Source organism: Pseudomonas sp. C2B4 (assembly GCF_013359695.1).
Lineage (GTDB): Bacteria > Pseudomonadota > Gammaproteobacteria > Pseudomonadales > Pseudomonadaceae > Aquipseudomonas.
The window spans coordinates 1-3,565 of sequence record NZ_JABFMU010000121.1 but is presented as its reverse complement, the minus strand read 5'-3'; the positions used below and the strand labels follow the sequence as shown (position 1 = coordinate 3,565).

The window sequence follows — 3,565 nt, the reverse complement described above, 5'->3', positions numbered from 1 at the left end:
TGCCCGAAGCCGGAATCGAACCGGCACGCCCTTACGAGCGGGGGATTTTAAGTCCACAAATATTTCTTTATAAATCACTTGCTTATGACTTTCATTTTTCCGCAAGACCAGTATGTCACCGTAGCTGGAGCCGAATAAAACCGAGGGCTCCAAAAAAATTGCGGAACGAAATTTGCGATAGTTTCCATGACCAAATGTGATTATCACTTCACCGCTACTTATCCTCCGATTAAATGCTAAGGAGTACGAGCGGCTCTAGAACTCGTCAGTTGTAACTGGCTAGGTCTGAGGGTCGAGCAGGAGCTATTCCTGCGGCAATCGGCCAGGAGCCACCATTCAACTTTTACAAAAGCAAGGACAGATTCGATGTCTGCTGGCGGGTGGACACCTACGCGACCACCCGAACCTGCTTGGTCAGGCTTCTGTCATTCCAGGTGGATGACTAGCGAAGGCCATCGGTACGTAGTGCCGCGTGTGTGTGTGTATTCGAAGGCCTTGGCCGTCAAGCCGTACTGGGTGTTGCATGGTTCCTCGTTGCGCAGACCGACCACCATATAGCGAACGGAGATCAGGTCATACCGGGTTTCGGTGGCGAGGTAGCTGGTCTGTTCGTCGTAGCCGTACCGCATGCCCCTCGGCAACTTTTTTGGTCGTAGCGATGCCTGCTGGCAATCTGAGGGTAAACATGACTGAAGGCGCGGCGCAGCAATTCTCCGGGGTGCCAATGATTTATCCTAGGATGCCAAGCATCTCGTGGGGTACACCTCAGGCCTAAGGGATGCGTAGGGCCTTCAGCTACTTACTTTTCCAACTGTGCTTGCGGGAATTGCCACTCACCCTCAAGAATCTGCATACGCGGGCGATAGAGTCGCACCATGTAGTTCCAGCCTTTTGTGATCGGCAGGCAATTCGATGCTTTGCCATCACAGCCACCAAAACGAACCGTTACCGCACCGTCCGCGCCCTTCTTGGCCGTGACGTTGTTTATCGTGTAGGCATTAAACGGATTTTTCTCGTAGTAACCGTGTTCGTTGTAAACGCTGATCGACCAAAATCCGTCGACAGGCACATCATTGACCTTCAGCGTATAGAGGGCTGCACCGTCATTCTTCGGCGGAACGACATTAAGATAGATCGCATCCCGGGGAGCATTCGCGCCCCAGGCCGAAGCAGCACCGATCAGGTACTGAACGGGGTCGACCTGCTCTTTCGTGCCAAAAGCGCGTCGGGTATCGGAAACGGTACTGGCGAGAACCAGAAGCGCATTGCGTAGCTTCTCCTGACTCTGCTTATCCCAATTCGGGATCTCGAACTTGCCGGGACCACCCGGTTGAGAAACCTTTATAGCGTCTTGCAGCCCATGAACCCGCTCGAGATCACCCGGATCGTTGGGATCCACCAGCGTGCGCACGCCGGCAAGCACGTAACGGCTACCTATTTTGTCTTTGTCGAGGCTATGCGCTCCCGCGCCATATTCGGTGGTTGTGTAGTGATCCTCGCTGATGATCTGCAGCGACATGAAGCGTGACCCCGCGTCCGGCAAGGTAATGGTCACGGGGCCTGCATCCAGATCGAAAACGCGGGTCGAGTACAACGTATCCCGATTGCCCCGGATCACTGACTGATGGTCGATTGGCAGGAGCTCGCGAACATGATGCCAACCGCCAAACCCACCACTGGACACTGAGTTATTGAAGTAACAATCGGTTTCCGCGCGCACGAAGTTGTCCACTGTCACCGGTACCGGATTCTCGGCAAGAGCAATGCCTGTTATGAAGGTGAGCGCGAGCACGGCATAACTTTTCTTCATGTCTGTATTTTTCCTTTTTTACGGCGCAGGTATTTTTTCCAGGTCCGACAATACCCAGCGCTTGTCGAAGAGCGGAGGTTGCGGCCCATAGCATCGCATCATGACTTCCCATCCCCTGCCCGTCTGCGTGGTAATCCAGTTGGAATCCTTGCCGGCAGGTGCCGTGACCGCCTGAACGACGCGGCTCGCTATCACCTGTTCGTCAACCGGTACGGCGGCGTAATCGGTCCGTATCACACAAAGGCAGCAGGCTATCGCAAGCAATATTTTTTCATTGTCCGGCGCTCTTCGTTTTGTCCGCAATCACCCGTACAAGCAGGGGGAGCGTGCGCTCTCAAGTGCGCAGTCGGTGGCTTTCAACTCGATAAAGGAATGACCAGGGACAACCAGGTGTTCCAGCCTTCCGCCCGATTCTTCGCATCAAATTCGTAGTAGCCCTTGAGGTTGGTGTACCAGAGGTCTTTGCCGACTTTGAAGAAGTGACCGGCCTGGGGACCGATACCGCTGACCCGGGATTTGAAGTCGCCAAAGTTGGCGCCGCTGCCGTTGTCGCCCGTGACCTGATGGAAGACATAGCCAACCAGACCCAGGTGAGTCTGGTCGTTGATGAAGTGCGAGGCGCTCAGGTCAAGGTGGGCATCGATTCCATTTTGATAGTCGATATCGGTGTTTTCCCAGTTGTAGGTCAGGCCCGCCACGGCGGAAAACTCATACTTCTTGTCAAAGTAGGTGTAGCCGCCTCCTGCATCTAGGGCAGCATGTCCCAGGCCGATGTTGACCAAACGATTGGGGTCGTAGGCGCCGACCGGAATATCGCCCATGGTATAGGCGATGAAATTGTGAACGCCATGGTTCCATTTCATAGTGCCCATCACATAGACATCGCTGCCGCCTTTCAACGTGTCGTCAGTACCGCCGGAAAAGGTCCGGCCTCGCGGTCCTGTCAACGTGAGATCGACACTGCCCTCGGAGCGCGCCACTGCCGCGCCCATCGCCAGGGCAATTTGAGCACCGAGCAACGGCTCGGCGAAGGTGTAGCTCGGGAAGGCGAAGAGGATGTCCGCTGTCGCATCCAGCCCCACCGTTGTCAGTCCGCCTCGGGGAATGGGTTTGCTGGCGTCATCCTTGGCGTTGGCATGGTAGTAGATCAGTGGCAGGCTCCAGCCGGGTTCGGTGGGGACCGCCGCCAGCGCGCCGAACTGACCCGGCAGCCAGAAACTGATACCGCCGTTATCCGCCTGGGCCAGCATGGCGGGCAGTAAGACCATCAAGCCCGACGCAAGTCTGTATCCTGTTTTCATAAAAGCCCTCGACTCACTGCAAACTAATGGCTGACTGTGCATTGTTTACAGTGGGTGCCTCCCAAAATGCCATTGAATGGAAAGGTTTTTTCCATTGGCTGCGTCTATGACTCATTCATTAACCCTAGCACCCAAGCTGACAACTTCCCCCTCTCCGGATGGGGGGTGCGGTATACCTTGGCCTCCTTCCTAGAATGCGTTTTCCAACAGCCAGAACAACAAATGGAGACCACAATGCAGATGAATTTTTCCAGGATCATGGCTCAGGTTGCACAACGCTATGCCAGCCAGGAGGCGCTGGTGAACGTCGAGCGAAACAGGCGTTATCGCTTTGATGAACTGCATCGGTTGACCAATCGCATTGCCAACGCCCTGCGTTCACGTCTGCATTTACAGCGTGGCGACACGGCGCTGTGCATTCTGGAAAACGACAACCTATCGTTGCTGCATGCCT

Annotated in this window: 4 protein-coding genes and 1 pseudogene; 2 read left to right on the top strand and 3 right to left on the bottom strand. The window is 55.0% G+C overall.

Features of this window, described 5'->3' with window-relative positions; all coding sequences use genetic code 11:
• The coding region (locus tag HNQ83_RS31040; RefSeq protein WP_218585565.1) for a hypothetical protein at window positions 1-200 on the top strand (200 nt) is incomplete at its 5' end.
• Between the two features lie 225 nt (window positions 201-425).
• Here the strand turns inward: HNQ83_RS31040 and HNQ83_RS30905 are convergent.
• The 3 genes from HNQ83_RS30905 to HNQ83_RS30895 all read right to left on the bottom strand — a co-directional run bounded on the left by HNQ83_RS30905 (window position 426) and on the right by HNQ83_RS30895 (window position 3,111).
• Window positions 426-629: a hypothetical protein gene (locus HNQ83_RS30905; RefSeq protein ID WP_256669358.1), complete on the bottom strand. Its 204-nt coding sequence runs from the start codon at window positions 627-629 to the stop codon at window positions 426-428.
• Between the two features lie 170 nt (window positions 630-799).
• The gene (locus HNQ83_RS30900; RefSeq protein ID WP_175392624.1) at window positions 800-1,810 is read right to left on the bottom strand and encodes a DUF1254 domain-containing protein; all 1,011 of its coding nucleotides are present in this window, start codon (window positions 1,808-1,810) and stop codon (window positions 800-802) included.
• A 356-nt stretch (window positions 1,811-2,166) separates the two neighbouring features.
• Window positions 2,167-3,111, bottom strand: coding sequence for a transporter (locus HNQ83_RS30895; protein ID WP_175392623.1), 945 nt, complete (start codon window positions 3,109-3,111; stop codon window positions 2,167-2,169).
• 234 nt (window positions 3,112-3,345) lie between these two features.
• Here HNQ83_RS30895 and HNQ83_RS30890 point away from each other — a divergent pair.
• A pseudogene (locus HNQ83_RS30890) lies at window positions 3,346-3,565 on the top strand (long-chain fatty acid--CoA ligase); the annotation flags it as partial.

Coding starts and splice junctions, on each gene's coding strand:
- HNQ83_RS30905 (WP_256669358.1), bottom strand. CDS start 629: ATGCGGTACGGCTACGACGAACAGACCAGCTACCTCGCCACCGAAACC.
- HNQ83_RS30900 (WP_175392624.1), bottom strand. CDS start 1,810: ATGAAGAAAAGTTATGCCGTGCTCGCGCTCACCTTCATAACAGGCATT.
- HNQ83_RS30895 (WP_175392623.1), bottom strand. CDS start 3,111: ATGAAAACAGGATACAGACTTGCGTCGGGCTTGATGGTCTTACTGCCC.